Source organism: Pseudomonas sp. C 49-2 (genome assembly GCF_003970195.1).
GTDB lineage: Bacteria > Pseudomonadota > Gammaproteobacteria > Pseudomonadales > Pseudomonadaceae > Aquipseudomonas > Aquipseudomonas canadensis.
Genome location: NZ_RXYG01000001.1, coordinates 366,571 through 383,644, shown reverse-complemented (window position 1 = coordinate 383,644; position 17,074 = coordinate 366,571). Strand labels below are relative to the sequence as shown.

At 61.1% G+C, this 17,074-nt stretch carries 16 protein-coding genes; 7 read left to right on the top strand and 9 right to left on the bottom strand.

Annotated features, from left to right (window positions below; genetic code table 11):
• Window positions 1-128: 128 nt before the first annotated feature.
• Window positions 129-2,351, bottom strand: a complete 2,223-nt coding sequence (gene ppk1, locus EJ576_RS01755; protein ID WP_028618415.1) for a polyphosphate kinase 1 — start codon at window positions 2,349-2,351, stop codon at window positions 129-131.
• An 18-nt stretch (window positions 2,352-2,369) separates the two neighbouring features.
• Window positions 2,370-3,383, bottom strand: coding sequence for a porphobilinogen synthase (gene hemB / locus EJ576_RS01750; protein ID WP_126569472.1), 1,014 nt, complete (start codon window positions 3,381-3,383; stop codon window positions 2,370-2,372).
• A 208-nt stretch (window positions 3,384-3,591) separates the two neighbouring features.
• Between hemB and EJ576_RS01745 the strand changes: the two genes are divergently transcribed.
• Window positions 3,592-4,227 (top strand): DedA family protein, encoded by a 636-nt coding sequence (locus tag EJ576_RS01745; RefSeq protein WP_033897595.1) that lies wholly within the window; start codon window positions 3,592-3,594, stop codon window positions 4,225-4,227.
• Here EJ576_RS01745 and EJ576_RS01740 read toward each other — a convergent pair.
• A complete protein-coding gene (locus tag EJ576_RS01740) occupies window positions 4,208-5,443 on the bottom strand; it encodes a sterol desaturase family protein (RefSeq protein WP_122686937.1) in 1,236 nt (411 codons plus the stop codon). The two genes, EJ576_RS01745 and EJ576_RS01740, sit on opposite strands and share 20 nt — an antisense overlap.
• 116 nt (window positions 5,444-5,559) lie before the next feature.
• Between EJ576_RS01740 and elbB the strand changes: the two genes are divergently transcribed.
• Window positions 5,560-6,225 (top strand): isoprenoid biosynthesis glyoxalase ElbB, encoded by a 666-nt coding sequence (gene elbB / locus EJ576_RS01735; protein WP_028618419.1) that lies wholly within the window; start codon window positions 5,560-5,562, stop codon window positions 6,223-6,225.
• 36 nt (window positions 6,226-6,261) lie between these two features.
• Here elbB and EJ576_RS01730 read toward each other — a convergent pair whose 3' ends face one another.
• On the bottom strand, window positions 6,262-6,717 hold the full coding sequence (locus tag EJ576_RS01730) for a YaiI/YqxD family protein (RefSeq protein ID WP_028618420.1): 456 nt from the start codon (window positions 6,715-6,717) through the stop codon (window positions 6,262-6,264).
• 1 nt (window position 6,718) lies between these two features.
• Window positions 6,719-8,614 (bottom strand): FTR1 family protein, encoded by a 1,896-nt coding sequence (locus EJ576_RS01725; protein ID WP_122729812.1) that lies wholly within the window; start codon window positions 8,612-8,614, stop codon window positions 6,719-6,721.
• 268 nt (window positions 8,615-8,882) lie between these two features.
• Here EJ576_RS01725 and EJ576_RS01720 point away from each other — a divergent pair, with 268 nt between their 5' ends.
• From EJ576_RS01720 to EJ576_RS01705, 4 genes are read left to right on the top strand one after another with little or no spacing between them, the layout of a single operon-like run.
• Complete coding sequence (locus EJ576_RS01720) at window positions 8,883-10,277, top strand: COG3014 family protein (protein WP_126569471.1); 1,395 nt, start codon at window positions 8,883-8,885, stop codon at window positions 10,275-10,277.
• Window positions 10,278-10,287: 10 nt separating this feature from the next.
• Window positions 10,288-10,659 (top strand): YcfL family protein, encoded by a 372-nt coding sequence (locus EJ576_RS01715; RefSeq protein ID WP_028618423.1) that lies wholly within the window; start codon window positions 10,288-10,290, stop codon window positions 10,657-10,659.
• A 35-nt stretch (window positions 10,660-10,694) separates the two neighbouring features.
• A complete protein-coding gene (gene lpoB / locus EJ576_RS01710; protein ID WP_028618424.1) occupies window positions 10,695-11,282 on the top strand; it encodes a penicillin-binding protein activator LpoB in 588 nt (195 codons plus the stop codon).
• 3 nt (window positions 11,283-11,285) lie between these two features.
• Window positions 11,286-12,026: a penicillin-binding protein activator LpoB gene (locus tag EJ576_RS01705; protein ID WP_122729816.1), complete on the top strand. Its 741-nt coding sequence runs from the start codon at window positions 11,286-11,288 to the stop codon at window positions 12,024-12,026.
• A gap of 137 nt (window positions 12,027-12,163) precedes the next feature.
• Here EJ576_RS01705 and EJ576_RS01700 read toward each other — a convergent pair whose 3' ends face one another.
• From EJ576_RS01700 to EJ576_RS01690, 3 genes are all read right to left on the bottom strand, one after another.
• Window positions 12,164-12,796, bottom strand: a complete 633-nt coding sequence (locus EJ576_RS01700; RefSeq protein ID WP_028618426.1) for a LysE family transporter — start codon at window positions 12,794-12,796, stop codon at window positions 12,164-12,166.
• A gap of 88 nt (window positions 12,797-12,884) precedes the next feature.
• A complete protein-coding gene (locus tag EJ576_RS01695) occupies window positions 12,885-13,457 on the bottom strand; it encodes a mechanosensitive ion channel family protein (protein WP_028618427.1) in 573 nt (190 codons plus the stop codon).
• Window positions 13,457-15,367, bottom strand: coding sequence for an ATP-binding cassette domain-containing protein (locus tag EJ576_RS01690; RefSeq protein ID WP_126569470.1), 1,911 nt, complete (start codon window positions 15,365-15,367; stop codon window positions 13,457-13,459). The genes EJ576_RS01695 and EJ576_RS01690 overlap by 1 nt, the downstream gene beginning before the upstream one ends.
• Window positions 15,368-15,417: 50 nt before the next feature.
• On the opposite strand from EJ576_RS01690, the gene EJ576_RS01685 reads away from it, so the two are divergent.
• Complete coding sequence (locus tag EJ576_RS01685; RefSeq protein WP_126569469.1) at window positions 15,418-15,885, top strand: TIGR02444 family protein; 468 nt, start codon at window positions 15,418-15,420, stop codon at window positions 15,883-15,885.
• Here the strand turns inward: EJ576_RS01685 and EJ576_RS01680 are convergent.
• The gene (locus EJ576_RS01680; RefSeq protein ID WP_126569468.1) at window positions 15,882-17,030 is read right to left on the bottom strand and encodes an AlgP family protein; all 1,149 of its coding nucleotides are present in this window, start codon (window positions 17,028-17,030) and stop codon (window positions 15,882-15,884) included. The genes EJ576_RS01685 and EJ576_RS01680 overlap by 4 nt on opposite strands.
• Window positions 17,031-17,074: the final 44 nt, after the last annotated feature.

Genomic DNA, 17,074 nt, shown 5'->3' with positions numbered 1-17,074 from the left:
GAAGAACTCTGCAAAATAAATGTGGGAGGGGGCTTGCCCCCGATGGCGGTGGACCAGTCAATGAATCTGTTGACTGACACCGTCATCGGGGGCAAGCCCCCTCCCACATTTTCAGACCGCGTCGGTTTTTAATTCACCGTCAAAATCGGGCTACCCAGCTTCTCCAACAACGTCGCCTGCGCACTGCGCGGGTTCTGGTTGCCGGTCGGCGTGTTGCGCACGTAGCGGCCGTCCGACTGCAGGCTCCAGCTGTGGGTGTTGTCGGTCAGGTAGCTTTCCAGCTCCTTCTTGACCCGCATGATCAGCTTCTTGCCTTCCACCGGGAAGCACGTTTCTACCCGCTTATCGAGGTTGCGCTCCATCCAGTCGGCACTGGAGAGGAACATCTGCTCTTCGCCGCCGTTGAGGAAGTAGAACACCCGCGTGTGTTCCAGGAAGCGGCCGATGATCGAGCGCACATGGATGTTATGCGACACCCCGACAATGCCTGGACGCAGGCAGCACATGCCGCGCACCACCAGGTCGATGCGCACACCGGACTGGCTGGCCTTGTACAACGCACGGATGATCTTCGGATCGGTCAGCGAGTTGAACTTGGCGATGATGTGCGCCGGTTTGCCGTCGAGGGCAAACTGGGTTTCGCGGGCAATCATGTCGAGCATGCCCTTTTTCAGGGTGAACGGCGCGTGCAGCAGCTTCTTCATGCGCAAGGTCTTGCCCATGCCGATCAGCTGGCTGAACAACTTGCCGACGTCTTCACACAAGGCATCGTCGGAGGTCAGCAGACTGTAGTCGGTGTAGAGCTTGGCATTGCCGGCGTGGTAGTTACCGGTACCCAAGTGGGCGTAACGCACGATTTCACCGGCCTCGCGGCGCAGGATCAGCATCATCTTGGCGTGGGTCTTGAAGCCGACCACACCGTAGATCACCACTGCACCGGCCGCTTGCAGACGGCTGGCCAGTTGCAGGTTGGATTCTTCGTCAAAACGCGCACGCAGTTCGATCACCGCCGTGACTTCCTTGCCGTTACGCGCGGCGTCGACCAAGGCGTCGACGATTTCCGAGTTGGCGCCAGAACGGTACAGGGTCTGGCGTACCGCCAATACATGCGGGTCCTTGGCAGCCTGGCGCAGCAGGTCGACCACCGGGGTGAAGGACTCAAACGGGTGCAACAGCAGGATGTCCTGCTTGCTCACCACGCTGAAAATGTTCTCGCTGTTTTGCAGCAGTTTCGGGATCTGCGGCGTGAACGGCGTGTATTGCAACTCCGGATGGCTGTCCAGGCCGGTGATGCTGAACAGGCGCGTCAGGTTGACCGGGCCGTTGACCTGATACAGCTCGGATTCGGCCAGGTTGAACTGCTTGAGCAGGTAGTCCGACAGGTGTTTCGGGCAGGTGTCGGCCACTTCCAGGCGCACCGCATCGCCGTAGCGCCGCGAGAACAACTCGCCACGCAGCGCACGGGCCAAGTCTTCGACGTCTTCGGAGTCCAGCGCCAGGTCGGCGTTACGGGTCAGGCGGAACTGGTAGCAACCTTTTACCTTCATGCCCTGGAACAGATCATCGGCGTGGGCGTGGATCATCGACGAGAGGAATACATAGTTATCGCCAGCACCCCCCACCTCTTCAGGTACCTTGATGATGCGTGGCAACAGGCGCGGGGCCGGGATAATGGCAAGGCCGGAATCGCGACCGAAGGCGTCGATACCTTCCAGCTCGACGATGAAGTTGAGGCTCTTGTTCACCAGCAACGGGAACGGGTGCGTCGGGTCAAGGCCGATCGGGGTGATGATTGGCGAGATCTCATCACGGAAGTAACGACGCACCCAGGTCTTGATCTTGGTGGTCCAGTGACGGCGACGGATGAAGCGGACCTGATGTTTCTCCAGTTCCGGCAACAGGATGTCGTTGAGGATCGCGTATTGGCGGTCTACATGGCCGTGCACCAGCTCGCTGATGCGCGCCAGGGCCTGATGCGGCTGCAGGCCGTCGGCGCCGGCTTGTTCACGAGCGAAGGTGATTTGCTTCTTGAGGCCGGCGACGCGGATCTCGAAGAACTCGTCCAGGTTGCTGGAGAAAATCAGCAGGAACTTCAGACGCTCCAGCAGCGGGTAGGACTCATCCAGCGCCTGCTCCAGCACGCGGATGTTGAATTGCAGTTGTGACAGCTCGCGGTGGATGTACAGGCTGCTGTCATCCAGGTTGGTCACCGCCGCCACCGGGGCCGGCACGGGCGGCTCGGCCACCACGGCAGGCGCCGCAGGCTCATGTTCCGGCGGGGTCTCGGTGACTTGTTCAACCACCGGGTGAGCGTCTTTTACGGCAACTTCTGAGAGTCCTTCGGTATTCATTGAATGTTCCTGTGAGGGCTATTGTTGCTCTCTAAGCAATTGGGCGGCGCGGGCGGCGAAGTAGGTCAGAATGCCATCAGCCCCGGCGCGTTTAAAGGCTGTCAGGGATTCTAGGATCACCCCTTCACTCAGCCATCCATTCTGTATTGCAGCCATGTGCATCGCGTACTCGCCGCTGACCTGGTAGACAAACGTCGGCACTTTGAATTCTTCTTTGACCCGGTAAAGGATGTCCAGGTACGGCATCCCCGGCTTGACCATCACCATGTCAGCGCCTTCGGCCAGGTCGGCCGCCACTTCGTGCAGGGCTTCATGGCTGTTGGCCGGGTCCATCTGGTACGAAGCCTTGTTGGCCTTGCCCAGGTTCAACGCCGAGCCCACCGCATCGCGGAACGGCCCGTAATAGGCGCTGGCGTACTTGGCCGAGTAGGCCATGATCCGCACATTGACGTGACCGGCCAGCTCCAGGGCTTCGCGAATCGCCTGGATGCGGCCGTCCATCATGTCTGACGGCGCAACCACCTGGGCGCCAGCGGCAGCGTGGGACAAGGCTTGCTTGACCAGTGCATCGACGGTGATGTCGTTCTGAACATAGCCGTCTTCGTCCAGAATGCCATCCTGGCCGTGGGTGGTAAACGGGTCCAACGCCACGTCGGTGATCACCCCAAGCTCCGGGAAACGCTCGCGCAGGGCGCGGGTGGCGCGCGGGGCGATCCCTTGAGGGTTCCAGGCTTCGGCAGCATCCAGGGACTTGAGTTCAGACGGCGTGACGGGGAACAGCGCCAACGCCGGAATCCCCAGCTCGACCCAACCGGCGGCTTCTTCAAGCAGCAGATCAATGGTCAAACGCTCCACTCCCGGCATCGAAGCCACCGCTTCCCGACGATTTTCCCCGTCCAGCACAAACACCGGCAGGATCAGATCGTTGGTCGTGAGCACGTTTTCACGCACCAGGCGGCGAGAGAAATCATCACGACGATTGCGACGCAGACGGGTGGCGGGGAACAGACGATTGGCAGGGGTAAAGCTCACGACAGACTCCTGAGCCCGGGTTCACGGGCGAGCGTTGCAGTTATAAGCGGCCATTATGACGAAGGTATGACAGTTGTGCTTAAGCATGCGACCTGTAGCCGCATTCGTCATTTACGTAGGAATTGTTCACTTCGTGACACATCTCGATACTTTCATGAATCTTCGTGAAGGCGTAGGCTGCGCGTTCATTTCGCCAGCACCCCAGACCATGCTTCAACAATTTCTGCATGACTTCGGCTACTTTGCGCTCTTCCTGGGCACCTTCTTTGAAGGCGAGACCATTCTGGTTCTCGCGGGCTTCCTGGCGTTCCGTGGCTACATGGATATCAACCTGGTGGTGGTAGTTGCCTTTTTCGGCAGCTACGCCGGCGACCAGCTTTGGTATTACATGGGCCGCAAACACGGTCGCAAGTTGTTGGCGCGTAAGCCGCGCTGGCAATTGATGGGGGACAAGGCCCTGGAGCATATCCGCAAGCACCCGGATATCTGGGTGTTGAGCTTCCGCTTCGTCTACGGGCTGCGCACGGTCATGCCGGTGGCGATCGGCCTGTCCGGCTACCCACCTCTGCGCTACCTGATCCTCAACGGCATTGGTGCCGCGATCTGGGCGTTGGCCCTGGGCGCTGCGGCCTATCACTTCGGCGCGGTGCTGGAAGGTATGCTGGGCAGCATCAAGAAGTACGAGCTGTGGGTGTTGGGCGCGCTACTGCTACTGGGCTTCGGCCTGTGGCTGCGTCGCCGCATCAAGAATGCACGCATCGCCCGCGAGGCCTGCGCCGAGGCCAAGGCCCGGCTCGCGGCCGAGCCGGTCCCGGTCGAAACGCCTAAGACACCAGTCGAGTAAACCGGCTTCTGCAGCAGTAGAGGCCGATCACGCTGAGCAGGCTGTAGCTCAGCAGGCCCAGCCAGCCCAGGTTGCTGGCGGGCCATAGCCCAACCAACGGCGCCAGCCAGATCAGCGGCACATTCAGCACCAGCCGCGAAAGCTCGGCCTTCAGCGCCCACGGGCGATTCTCCAGAGCTACACCCAAGGTAAACAACCCCAGCGCCATGGCACTCCAACCCAGGATCAGCGCCGCCGTGGGCAAGCCTTCGCCGAAATTCATCAAATAGCTGCCAAAACCCACATACGCCGCGAATTGCAGGGCGATGTAGACCTGCTGGCGACCATCCAGCGGCACTTCGAATTTACGGAACTGGGTCAGGTCATGCTTGGCCAGCGGGTACTTGGCCTTCACGTCGGCCGGGCGCCAACCGGTGCGCATGAACCAGATGCGCAACTTGTCCCACCAGCGCTCTGTACGTCGCGCATCACTCCACAACTGCGCATAAAACTGCAGGTTGGCCCACAGCGGATTCCAGCTGGCCAACGGCGTTGTCACGCCGAAAATCACCGGTTCATTGTCGTCCTCTTCCTGGAAGGTGCCGAACAGCCGGTCCCAAATAATGAACACCCCGCCGTAGTTGCGATCCATGTAGAGAGCGTTCTGTGCATGGTGGGCCCGATGATTGGACGGCGTGACGAAAAACCATTCATACCAGCCGAGCTTGGGCACATGCCGAGTGTGCACCCAGAATTGATAGAGCAAATTGAGCGATGCCACGCTGATAAACACCACCAATGGCACGCCGAGTACGGCCAGAGGCAGGTAGAAGATCCAGCTCAGCAGGAAGCCGGTGCTGGTCTGGCGCAGGGCGGTGCTGAGGTTGTAGTCCTCACTCTGGTGATGCACCGAGTGCGCGGCCCACAGGATGTTGCGTTCATGGCCCATGCGATGCAGCCAGTAGTAGCAGAAGTCGTAGAACACAAAGGCGAATACCCAGGTCCAGACGCTTTGGGCCGGGAGATCAATCAATGCAAGATGTTTGAGGGCGAAAGCGTAGGTCAAAATCCCTACACCCTTGGTCAACAGCCCTGTGGTGGTGGACAGCACGCCGGTGCTGAGGCTGTTGATGGCATCCGCCACCCGGTAGTTACGCTCGCCGCGCCAGCGGTCAGCAAGCAGCTCTACCACGATCAAGGCGATGAAAAACGGTACCGCGTAAGGCACGAAGTCCATGGTCTAGTCCGGTCTAATTTTGTTACATCAAGATTAGGTGCAGCGACACGAGATCCCATTGGCAACAGATGACAAATTAGTAGACATTTAACGCCAAGACCCCAGGAGAAATGCCCATGAGCAAAAAGATTGCAGTGATCCTTTCCGGCTGCGGCGTGTACGACGGCGCAGAGATCCACGAAAGCGTGATCACCTTGCTGCGCCTGGACCAGCGCGGCGCTCAGGTCCAATGTTTTGCCCCCAACATCGCGCAACTGCATGTCATCAACCACCTGACCGGCGAAGAAATGCCCGAGTCACGCAACGTACTGGTGGAGTCGGCCCGAATTGCCCGCGGTGATGTGAAAGACATCCGCGAAGCCAATGCCGAAGATTTTGATGCGCTGATCGTGCCCGGCGGGTTTGGCGCGGCGAAGAATCTGTCGAACTTTGCCGTGGAAGGCGCAGGCTGCAGCGTCAACCCACAGGTGCTGGAGCTGGCCGAGGCCTTTGCCGAAGCGGGCAAGCCGGTGGGGCTGATCTGCATCTCACCGGCCCTGGCGGCGAAGATCTATGGCCCGGGCGTGACCTGCACCATCGGTAACTGCGCCGACACCGCCGCCGCGCTGGACAAGATGGGCGCTACCCACCAAGAGTGCACGGTGGAAGATATCGTCGAGGACAAGGCGCGCAAACTGGTGAGCACGCCGGCCTATATGCTTGGCAAGAGCATCAGCGAGGTCGCTTCGGGGATCAACAAGCTGGTGGACCGGGTGTTGGAACTCACCCACGAAAACGACTGATCACCGATGCTGGCGAGGAATCTCCCTCGCCACAGGTCAGGGTTGGCGCATCAGGCGCGTGAGGATTCGGTCCAGAGCATTGGCAAACGCCTGCTTTTCTTTTTCACCGTGAGGCGGTGGCCCCCCACCCATCTGGCCCTGTTCACGCAGATCCGTGAACAGGTTACGCACTGCCAGGCGTTCGCTCATGTTCGCCGGGCTGAACTCCTTGCCCCGTGGATCGAGGGCGGTGACGCCCTTTTTCACCAGGCGGTCGGCCAAGGGCACGTCGCTGCAGATCACCAACTCACCAGGCAGCGCGTGCTCTACGAGGTAGTCATCCGCCGCGTCCGGACCGCTGGGCACCACAATCAGCTTCACACACGCAAAGCTCGGCTTGATCTGGCTTTGCCCGGCCACCAGCACCACCTCGAACTGACGCTTGAGGGCGAACTTCACCACCTGGTCCTTGGCTGCCCGAGGGCAGGCGTCGGCATCGATCCACACGCGCATGTCAGGCCGCCACTCGGCGTTTCTCGGCCAACCGACTGCGACCATACAGCACCACAATCGCCAGGATCGCCACAGCCTGCGCACTCAGCGAGTACGCATCGGCGTGGATGCCCAACCAGTCGAAGTCAAAGAACGCCACCGGCCGCGTACCGAAGATGCCGGCTTCCTGCAACGCCTTCACGCCATGCCCGGCGAACACCACCGACAGCGCACACAGCAACGCCGCATTGATACCGAAGAACAGCGCCAGCGGCAGCTTGGCCGAACCGCGCAGAATCACCCACGCCAGGCCCACCAGCAGCACCAGCGCCGTCGCACCGCCCGCCAGCACGGCGTTGTGTCCAGCCGGGCCGGCTTGCAGCCACAGGGTTTCGTAAAACAGGATCACCTCGAACAGCTCGCGGTACACCGAGAAAAACGCCAGCATCGCAAAGCCGAAACGCCCACCGCCGCCGACCAGGCTGCTCTTGATGTAGTCCTGCCAGGCGGCCGCGTGGCGGCGGTCGTGCATCCACACGCCGAGCCACAGCACCATCACACTGGCAAACAGCGCCGTGCAGCCTTCAAGCAATTCACGCTGGGCGCCGCTCACGTCAATCACATACGCGGCCAACGCCCAGGTGGCGAGACCCGCCAACAGCGCCAGGCCCCAGCCCACGTTGACGCTACGCACCGCCGACTGCTGGCCGGTGTTGCGCAGGAACGCGAGGATCGCGGCAAGCACCAGGATGGCTTCCAGGCCTTCACGCAGCAGGATCAGCAGGCCCGAGATGTAGCTCAGCGACCAACTCAGGCCATCGCTGCCCAGCAGGCCGGCGGATTCGGTGAGTTTGCCTTTGGCCACATCCAGGCGCTGCTGCACCTGCTCGACCGGCAAACCGTCCTGCAACGACTGCCGGTAGGCCATCAGCGCCTTCTCGGTGTCCTTGCGCACGTTGGCGTCGACGTTATCCAAAGAGCTTTCCACCAGCTCGAAGCCTTCCAGGTAGGCGGCTACCGACAGGTCGTAGGCCTGTTCGTGGTCTCCGTTGCGGAACGCGGCCAGGCTCTTGTCCAGGGTGGTGGCGGTGTAGTCGAGTAGCTGCGCCGGGCCACGCTTGACCTGCGGCGGTTGCGCACGCTGGGCGCGGAATGTCGTGGCGGCAGCTACACCGTTGGCGGCCAGGACTTCGTTCGGAGTCTGGCGCGCCAGGTCGGCGAGGTTGAACGGTTGCTCGCTTTTCGCGGCGGCCGGGTCGGCGGTGAAGCCGGCGATGTAGGTGGCCAGGTCCCAGCGCTGACGGTCGTCGAGTTGATCAGCGAAGGACGGCATATCGGTGCCTTCGACGCCCAGGCCAAGAGTGTTGTAGATCGCATAGAGGCTCAAGCGGTCCAGGCGCACAGGGTCGCGCAGATTGGCCGGTGGTGGCGTCATACCGACGCTGGCCGGGCCATCACCGGCGCCCGCGGTGCCGTGGCACACCGAGCAATGCTGGGCGTAGAGCGGCGCACCTCGCGTTGGATCAGGCGTGATCGCCGGGGCCTGGCTGACTTCATAGGCCACGGCCAGTTGGGCGCCCAATTGGCGGGCTTGCCGAGCAACCGTTGCGCCGTCCTGATGGGCAGTTACAGCCGCTAACAGTTCATCGACACCTTTGACCAACGCCGCGCGCTCCGGGCGCTGAGGCAACTCTGCCACCAGCCCTTGCAACACCCCGAGAAACTCCACCTGTTCGCGGTATTCGGATTCATCGATAACCTTGCCCGCTTCCACCGTCGGAGGATAGTCAGCGCCAATGTAGTCCAGCAAATGCAGGGCTTGTGGGGCGCCCTCGGCAGTCGCAGCCAGCAGGTTGAAGCTGCACGACATCAGCGCCGGCAGCATCAGCCAGGCGAGAAAACGGAAGGGGGCAGTCATGAACGAATCTCAAATGGAAATACGAAGTAACACATTGTTAGGGCTTAAGGGGTTTGACTCAAGGCGAAAGTGATTTGTCGTTGGTAAAAGCGAGGCATTTTTAGAAGCGGACTGGTGGCGCATTGGGCGACTTCGTCGGGCAAATAGCCATTGTTTTGCCAGTAATGGTGCTTATAATGCCGCGCCCTGTTAGTGCGAAAGGGAATTTCGTTCCTCGTTTTTATGAGGAATTACCACATCGGTTATTACTTTCAGGGAAGAAGGCTGCATGGCATTTCGCGCTTTACCTTTGCTTGCGCTCTCGGCGGTAACGTTGTTGTCGGGCTGTTCGATGTTCCGCAGCTATGACACCGAGTTGCAGGCTACCAATCAGCAGTTGGCCACCGGGAATGTCGACGCGGCGTTGACGCTGTTGGAGAAGAACAACAGCGGCGAAGACAAAGACTTGCTCTATTTCTTCGAGAAGGGTGAGTTGCTGCGGGCCAAGGGTGATTTGACGGGGAGTCAGACCGCGTGGCGCAGTGCTGATTTGCAGGTCTACAAATGGGAAGAGGCGGTCAAGTTCGACAGCGCCAAATACCTGGCCCAGTTCGGCAGTTTCATCGCCAACGACAAGGTGCGGCGCTACGAGGGCTATGACTACGAGAAGGTCATGCTGACCACGCAGATGGCCCTGAACCTGCTGGCCTTGAACGACTTCGATGGCGCGCGCACCGAGATCAAGAAGACCCACGAACGCGAAGCGGTGATAGCGGACCTGCGGGATAAGGAATACCTCAAGCGCGAGGACGAAGCCGAGCGTGAAGGCGTGACCACCCAGATGAAAGACCTGCGCGGCTATCCGGTAGCAGCCCTCGATGCGCCGGAAGTGGTCGGTCTGAAGAACAGTTACCAGAGTGCGTTCAGCCATTACCTGGCCGGTTTCGTCTACGAAGCCCTGGGCGAAAAAGATCTGGCGGCCCCCGGTTACCGTAAGGCGGCTGAGTTGCGCCCCAACACACCATTACTTGAACAGGCCTTGCTGGACCTGGACAAATCCAAGGTCGGTGCCGATGAAACCGACGTGCTGATCGTGGTGCAGAGCGGTCTGGCGCCGGCCCGCGATTCGATTCGCCTGCCGATTCCGATCCCGATCAACGGCAATCTGGTGATCACCCCGCTGTCGTTCCCGGTGATCAAGGCCGACACGTCCACCGCGACCTTCGCCCAGATCGGCGTCGACGGCCAGCAACGGAACCTCACGGCACTCAACAGCACTACGGCCATGTCCCGCCGTGCCCTGCGCGATGACATGCCGGGGATCATCCTGCGCACCACGGTGCGTGCGGTCAGCCGTGGCGTGGCGCAAAACAACCTGAACAAGACCAACCCCATGGCGGGCCTGGTGCTGGGTATCGCCTCGGCGGTCACCGAAGGTGCCGACACCCGCACCTGGCGCACCCTGCCGGACATGACCCAGGTGACGCGCCTGCGCCTCAAGCACGGCGAGCATCAGGTCAGCCTGCCCAACGCCCTGGGCGGCACGTTGGTGACGGTCAAGGCTGACCAGCGTTACCAGGTGATCACGCTGCGCGTGGTGGGTAACCAGGTATTCGCCGGTGGCCTGGCCGCTCATGTAGTGCCGAGCACCGCCAACCAGGCCATCGCCCTCAAACAACCTTAAGGAGCACGCTATGCGTCATTTTATCCTCGGCGCCTTGGCGCTGGTCCTGCTGGCCGGCTGCGCCACCCCGCCACCCCCGGAGCCTGGCAGCGCCGCAAGCAAAATCGTGGTGATGGGCAAATTCAAGGGTATCGCCGTCGGCGCCATCCGCGTTGCGCGCGAGAACGGCTTCCTCACCGCCAAGGTGCAGTTGAGCAATATCACCAGCAGCAACCAGACGATGTATTACCGCTTCGCCTGGCTGGGCGCCGACGGCTTCCCGGTAGGCGACGAAGAAACCTGGAAAGTGCTGAGCCTATACGCCAACCAGGCGACCTTCCTGCCGGCCATTGCCAACCTGCCCCAGGCGGCGGACTTCCGCCTTGAAGTGAAGACGCCTTGAGCCGTTCCCCTTTTACGTTTCAGAGAGAATTCCCCATGTTTGCACGCTTCTCGATGCTCGCTGTCGTTGCCCTGCTGGCCAGCGGCTGTTCCAACACCTCGCCCGTACTGGGCAGCAAGAACATCAGCTACGGCGACACCAAAGCCGTAGAAACAGTCACCAACGAATTCGGCTCCACCGACCTGCAGATGATCGCCGAAAGCATGACCCGCTCCCTCGCCCAATCCGGCATCTTGCAGGGTCGCCCGGTGGTGCAGGTGTATGACGTGAAGAACAAGACCAGCGAGTACATCGACACTCGCGAGATCACCACGTCGATCAAGACACAGTTGATGAAGACCGGCACCGCCCGCTTCGCCAGCGACAACACCGACATGCAGAGCCAGGTCGACCAGCTCAAGCTGCAGAACCAGAGCGGCCTGTACAAGAAATCGACCGTCAGCAAGACCGGCAACATGGTCGCCGCCAAGTACCGCCTGGAAGGCTCCATCAGCTCCATCGTCAAACGCAGCTCGGACTACAAGGACGTGTTCTACAAATTCAGCCTGCAACTGGTGGACGTCGAGAGCGGCCTGGCCGAATGGATGGACGAAAAAGAAATTCGCAAGACCACGGAGCGCTAAGCAATGCGTGCATGGATCGGCATGATCGGCCTGCTGTGCGCCTTTGGCGCCTCGGCCGCCCCGAAGATCGCGGTGACCGACCTGGCCTACGAGGCGCGGGTCGAGGAATACATTCACCAGGTATCGGCCAGCAACAACTTCCAAGCAAGCAGCCACCACGCCAGCGGTGCGTCGAACTACAGCGAGTACGAAAGCCGTACCAGTTATATCGAACAGACCGAGCTGCGCAAATTCAGCGGTGATATCAAGGGCGAGATCCTCAAGTCGCGTCAGTTCCAGCTGGTACAGGGCACGCCCTACACCGCCGATGCCAAGGGTGACGTCTACGACGTGATCAAGCGCATCAAGGCCGGTAACTTCAAGGGCGCCGACTATGTACTGTTCGGCACCCTATCGGACATCGACTTCACCCAGGACATCAACGCCCTGGACCACACCAACAGCTACTCGGCCGTACTGGGCCTGACGTTGGTGGCGGATTTCAGCCTGATCAATACGCGCACCTACGAGATCACCTCGGCGTTCACCGCCATGGGTGAAGGCCAGGACACCAAGCTGGTGAACAGCCGTGACATACGCGTGAGCCTGAACCGGCCGCGCGTGGTGAAAGACGTGTCGAAAGCACTGGGTGAGGATGTGGCGCGGCAGTTGGCGGAGCAATTGGGGGGCGGGTATCAAGACCCGGACAAGCCGGCGCTGCGCAACAACCTGCCAAGGGACGAAGCACCCAAAATCCTGCGTTGAACCCCGATTTCACAAGCAACACAAACCAATGTGGGAGCTGGCTTGCCTGCGATAGCATCACCGCGGCGCATCAGTTAAACCGCGGCGCTTGCATCGCAGGCAAGCCAGCTCCCACATTTGTGATCCGGTTTTTGCAGTTAAGCTGTTGCGCGGTGCAGGCTGGCGAGAAAGCCGGCAGCGCCGACAAACAACCCGGCAAACGTACGGTTCATGCGTTTCTGCTGCTTAGGCGTGCGCAACAGGCGCAACACTTTCGACGCCAACCCCGTATACCCCGCCATCACCACCATGTCGACGCAGATCATCGTTGCACCCAAGATCAGGTACTGGATCAGCAGCGGCGCCTGCGGGTTCACGAACTGTGGCAGCACCGCCAGCATGAACACCAAAGCCTTGGGGTTGCTGGCATTGACCAGAAAACCACGGAACATCATCGCCATCGGCTTACCGATCGGGCGCACAGCGGCATCATCGGTCATGTCCATGGGCAAGGCGCGCCATTGCTTGATGGCCAGGTACACCAGGTACGCCACGCCAAACCATTTGATCGCATAGAACGCGGTGGAAGATGTCGCCAGGATGGCACCCAGGCCGCAGGCGACGACGGCAATTTGCATCGCCAGCCCCAGTTGCAGGCCGATGGCGTTCCAGTAGCCGCGCAGGAAGCCGTATTGCAGGCCGCTGGACATCGAAGCGATGGCGCCGGCGCCGGGGGAAAGGGAGATGATCCAACTGGCCAGGAAAAAGGCCAGCCACGTATCAAGTGCCATTGCACACCTCAAGAGGGAGTTTGCTGTTGTGCCTTAAGCTAACTCCGCCGACCAAAGGCTGGCTATAGATTTTTACAAGATGTGAATACTAGCGGTCGCCCGGAAACACGTGAGTGCCGGGCCAACGCCGCACCGAGCGCTGAAAGAACAGGCTGTTGGGCACTTGGACCATTGCGCTGTCGGTACCGGCCTCTGCCACTTCGACCAGCGTGGTGTAGAGCAGGTTGATCGCCACGACCCGCCCCTTTACCCCCGGTTTGTCGACGGTATCCACCAACTCGACGATATCGCCCAGGCGAAACGGCCCGACGGTGAAGATCAGAATGGCGCACAGCAGGTTGGACAGTACCGACCACATGGCGAAGAACGCCACGGCGGCAACCGCGACAAACCCCGACAACGCCGTCCACAACACCGTGGCGGACACACCCAGGCGCCCCAACACAAAGATCAGCGCACTCCCCATGATCAGCCAGCGCAGACCACCGCGCAGCGGCATCAGCAGCTGCGGCGGGAACGGGTAACGCTCACCCAGCCGGGTCAGGCCTTTGGCGACAAAACGCTGGGCAAGGTAACCCGCCAGCAGGATCAGCAGGATTTGCACGCCAACCCACACGGGCTCGACCCACTGCGTCGGTATCGGCAACTGCAACGCTTCCATCAGGACAGCGCCTCCAGCTCCGCTTGCAGGGTTTCGAGCAATTCGAGGGCTTCCATCCAGGTCTCCTCCAATTGCCCTTCACGCACCTTAAGCTTGGCCTGTTCGGCCAGCAGGTCGCGCAACTCATCCTTGCGGGCGGCCTCGTAGACGGCGCTGTCGCCCAGGCTGGCTTCGATCTTGGCCAGGCGCTCATGCACCTTGCCCAACTCGGCTTCCAGCTTGTCAGCCTCACGCTTGTGCGGCGCCAGTTGCTGACGCAACGCGGCGGCGGCTTGGCGCTGGGCCTTTTTGTCGGTCTTGTCCGGGTTGACCGGGGTGTTGCTGACCGGCGCGTTGCGCAGGCGGTAGTCCGTCAGCCAGCGCGCGTAGTCGTCCAAGTCGCCGTCGAACTCCTCGACTTTGCCGTCCGCCACCAGCAGGAAGTTATCCGTGGTGCTTTTGAGCAAATGGCGATCGTGAGACACCACCAGTACCGCGCCGCTGAACTCCTGCAGTGCCATGGTCAGCGCCAGGCGCATTTCCAAGTCCAGGTGGTTGGTCGGTTCGTCGAGCAGCAGCAGGTTCGGACGGTCCCAGGCGATCAATGCCAGGGCCAGGCGGGCTTTTTCGCCGCCGGAGAAGTTCAGCACCGGCTCGTCGATGCGCGCGCCACGGAAGTCGAAACCGCCGAGGAAGTCGCGCAGGGTCTGCTCGCGCTCGGTCGGCGCCAGGCGCTGCAGGTGCAGCAACGGGCTGGCCTTGGAATCGAGAGAGTCCAGCTGATGCTGGGCGAAGTAGCCCACCACCGTGTTCTCGCCTCGGGTCAGTCGGCCGGACAGGGGCGAAAGCTCACCGGACAGGTTCTTGATCAGCGTCGACTTACCCGCGCCGTTGGGGCCAAGCAAACCGATGCGCGCACCCGGCGTGAGCTGCAGCTTCACTTTTTCCAGGATGGTTTTGTCGCCGTAACCCAGACGCGCATCGGAAAGATCCAGCAACGGGCTGGAGATCTTCACCGATTCGCGGAACACGAAGTCGAACGGCGAATCGACATGGGCCGCCGACAACTCCTCCATCCGCTCCAGGGCCTTGATCCGGCTTTGGGCCTGGCGGGCCTTGGTGGCCTGGGCCTTGAAGCGGGCGATGTAGCTTTCCATATGCGCACGCTGCGCCTGTTGCTTCTCGAACGCTTGCTGCTGCTGGGCCAAGCGTTCGGCACGCGCACGTTCGAACGCGGTGTAGCCGCCACGGTAGAGGGTGATTTTCTTCTGTTCGACGTGGGCGATGTTGTCGACCACGGCGTCAAGGAAATCCCGGTCGTGGGAAATCAGCAGCAAGGTGCCCTGGTAACTTTTGAGGAAGTCTTCCAGCCACAGGATCGCATCGAGGTCCAAGTGGTTGGTCGGTTCGTCGAGCAGCAACAGGTCCGAGGGGCACATCAAGGCCTGGGCCAGGTTAAGGCGCATGCGCCAGCCGCCGGAGAAGTCAGCAACCGGGCGGTCCATCTGTTCGTTGGTAAAGCCAAGGCCGGCGAGCATTTTGCGGGCGCGGGCGTCGGCGGTGTACCCGTCGGCACTGTCGAGTTCCGAGTGCAGGCGGGCCTGGGCGGCGCCGTCCTGGGCTTTCTCGGCCTCAGCCAGGTCGTGTTGCACCTGGCGCAGGCGCAGGTCGCCATCGAGCACGTAGTCGATCGCGATACGGTCCAGGGTGTCGATCTCCTGGCGCATATGGGCGATGCGCCAGTCGGCCGGCAGCAAGCAGTCCCCGGAATCCGGGGTCAGCTCACCCAGCAACAGGGCGAACAACGTGGATTTGCCGGCGCCGTTGGCACCGATCAGGCCGGCTTTGTGACCGGCGTGCAGGGTCAGCTCGGCGTCTTCGAGAAGACGTTGCGGGCCACGCTGTAATGTTAGGCTTTGAAGTCGGATCATAATGGCGGCGGAGTCTACCAGCTTCGTTGGCCGCTGGCTTGGGTGTGAATATGTGCGCTGACCTGTGGAGCTTTGCCCTCTCGACTTACGCCCGCCCAGGGTGCGAAGCCGCTTGCCTGCGTTTGCAGGCGCAAGGTGCGGACGTGTGCCTGTTGCTGTGTGGCGCGTGGCTGGAACAGCGTGCGGTGACAGTAACCGCCGAACGCATACAGGCGCTGAAGCACATCGCCAGGCCTTGGCAGACAGACGTGATCGAACCGTTAAGACGGGTGCGCACACAATGGCGCGCCATGGCGCAGCAGGATGAGGATTTGGCTGGGTTGCGTGAGCGAGTCAAGGCCCTGGAGCTGGACGCCGAACGGCAGTTGCTGGCGCGCCTGGAAGCGTTGGCGCAAACATGGCCTGTAGGGAAGGCGCTAGATCAACAGCACTGGCTGCAAGGACTGGCGGCTGAGGATGCCGCCAACCTTGACCACGACGCGCTGCAGCAGCTGCGCGTCGTGGTCACCAACGCTTAGGAAGCGCTGGTTGGAGTGGTGCTTGGCGCTACCGGTGCAGTCGCGCTGCTGGCCGGTGCAGTTGGAGCGGTGGACACTACCGGGGCAGCAGCAGGCGTTGCTGGCTTGGCCGGTGCTGGTTTTGCAGCAGCTGGCTTGGCAACGGCTGGCTTCGCAGCGGGTTTTGCAGCGGCAGGTTTAGCAGTTGGCTTCGCGGCTGGTTTCGCAGCAGCAGGTTTAGCGGCTGGCTTGGCGGCCGGTTTTGCAGCAGCAGGTTTAGCAACTGGCTTAGCGGTTGGTTTCGCAGCAGCAGTTTTGGCAGCTGGCTTAGCGGCTGGTTTCGCAGCAGCAGTTTTGGCAACTGGCTTGGCGGCTGGTTTCGCAGCAGCAGTTTTGGCAGCTGGCTTGGCGGCTGGTTTCGCAGCAGCAGTTTTGGCAGCTGGCTTGGCGGCTGGTTTCGCAGCAGCGGTTTTGGCAGTTGGCTTGGCGGCTGGTTTCGCAGCAGCGGTTTTAGCAGCTGGCTTGGCGGCTGGTTTCGCAGCAGCGGTTTTAGCAACTGGCTTGGCGGCTGGTTTCGCAGCAGCGGTTTTAGCAGCTGGCTTGGCGGCTGGTTTCGCAGCAGCGGTTTTAGCAGCTGGCTTGGCGGCTGGTTTCGCAGCAGCAGTTTTGGCAGCAGGTTTTGCCACAGCTTTAGCAGGTGCCTTGGCAGCAACAGCCTTGCTCGCTGGCTTTTTCGACGCGCTCGCTGCAACCGCTTTTGCAGGGGTACGAGCACCCAGCACTTTAGCCACAGCTTCCTTCACACGACCAACGCCCTGGGCCAGTTTCAGGCTTTCCTGGGCATCTTTTTTCAGTTGGGAAATGTAGGCGCGGGTTTCAGCTTGGCGATCCTTGAGGGCGTCCAGCAGGTCCTCAAGTTCTTTGACAGCGTCTTTGGCTTTGGCTTGTGCCTTGGCCTTGCCGGCAGTGGCGGCGTCTTGCAGTTTGGTGCGGGATTTGTGCAGCTTTTCTTGCGCTTTACCGCGTTGTTTTTCCAGCTTGGCGAGCAGTTTTTCTGCATCGGCCAGAGCTTGGGAACAAGCGCTTTCCAGATGTTCGAGCAAGCTGCCCGAGAGTTGTTGGAGTAAATGCAACGGGGTATTAACAGGCTTCTGTTTGGCCGACATGGTTTACCTCCTGGCTGACGTGGGTGCGGCTCATACTAGCCCTC